At 66.9% G+C, this 1434-nt stretch carries 1 protein-coding gene; it reads right to left on the reverse strand.

Annotated elements, in window-relative coordinates:
* Positions 1–261 precede the first annotated feature (261 nt).
* The gene (locus QMK61_RS17560; RefSeq protein WP_302073524.1) at positions 262–1299 is read right to left on the reverse strand and encodes an IS110 family transposase; all 1038 of its coding nucleotides are present in this window, start codon (positions 1297–1299) and stop codon (positions 262–264) included.
* Positions 1300–1434 lie beyond the last annotated feature (135 nt).

Consider the following 1434-nt stretch of genomic DNA (forward strand, 5'->3'; position numbering starts at 1 on the left):
CTGAGAGCCTTATATGGACGCCTCCCGGCCTGGCAAGAGCCGCTTGGATGAGATGGAAGCCAGCGAGCAGCAGTCTTATATCCGGCCTGTGATGCAGGCCATGGCCTGCGGGCCCCGATGGATAGTCGCGGACTCACGCCTCATCTGTTCAAAGGGCTCGAGGCCCCCGGCTCTCATCAGGCTTGAGTGAGTCACGGTCTGACCGTCTGCCATCCTTCCTCGCGTCGGTTGCGCAGCGTGGGAAACGTGGTCGAGGGGTTCTTACGCCGCCACCGCCGGCGGCGGGCTCGCATAGTCTTTCCGGTACGTCCGCTGGTGGGCCATCAGGGCCCACAGGGTGCGTGCCATCTTGTTGGCCAGGGCGACCGCGACGACGTTCATCGGGCGCCGCGCGCGGAGTCGGGTCAACCACGCCGAGGGGGCCTGGTTCCGGGCCAGTACCGCCCGCGCCCCATGGATCAGCAAGGTACGCAGGTAGGTATCGCCTCGCTTGCTGATCCCTCGCAGCTTCACCTTGCCGCCGGTGCCGACCTGCCGGGGCACCAGCCCCAGCCAGGCGGCAAACTCCCGCCCGGAGCGAAAGGCCAGCGGATCGCCCATCGTGGCGACCGCGGCGGTCGCCGTCAGCAGGCCGATACCTGGGATCGCGGCGATGCGCTGGCACGCCCGTTCGATGTCGAACCACCGCTTCAGGCGGCGCTCGATCGTGAGCACCTGGGCGTCCAGGTCACGCACCCGTTGCACCTGCTCGCGCAGCGTATCGATCAACACGGTCGGCAAGCGTTCGGCCAGGCGTTCCAGCACCGCGGGGATCGCCTTCATGGCCGACGGCCGGCCCGTGGGCATGACCTCGCCGAACTCGTTGAACAGGCCCCGCAGCGCGTTGATCTGCGCCGTGCGGAATATCACCAGTTGCGTGCGCATCCGGTGCAGCGCCAGCACCGCCTGCTGCGACTCGGTCTTGATCGCCACCGTACGCATCCCCGGCTGCTGCATCGCCGTCCAGATCGCCTGCGCATCGGCCACGTCGTTCTTGTTGCCCACCGCGAACGGGCGCACCTTGTGCGCCGGTAGCAGCTTGACGGCGTGGCCCATCGCCACCAGCCGCCGCGCCCAATGGTGTGCGCCACCACACGCCTCCATCCCGACCACGCAGGTCGCATGGTTGGCAAAGTACGCCAGGAATTTCGCCCGCTTGAGCGGGGTCCGCCGGATCTCTCCGCTCATCGGGTCGACCTCGTGCACCTGGAACACCTGCTTGGCGATGTCCACACCGACCGCTAAAGGAGTAACGTTCATGACGGACCCTCCGGATTGCCTGTGGAAACCTCGGTTTACCACGCCTTGAGCACCTTGATGCCGTTGGCCCGGAGGGTCCACTCCTCCGCTCGCTCCGGTCGGAGCGTAGGGGGAGGCGTCCATACCATCTGTTCA

This window comes from Fulvimonas sp. R45 (genome assembly GCF_030504985.1).
Taxonomy (GTDB): domain Bacteria; phylum Pseudomonadota; class Gammaproteobacteria; order Xanthomonadales; family Rhodanobacteraceae; genus Rhodanobacter_A.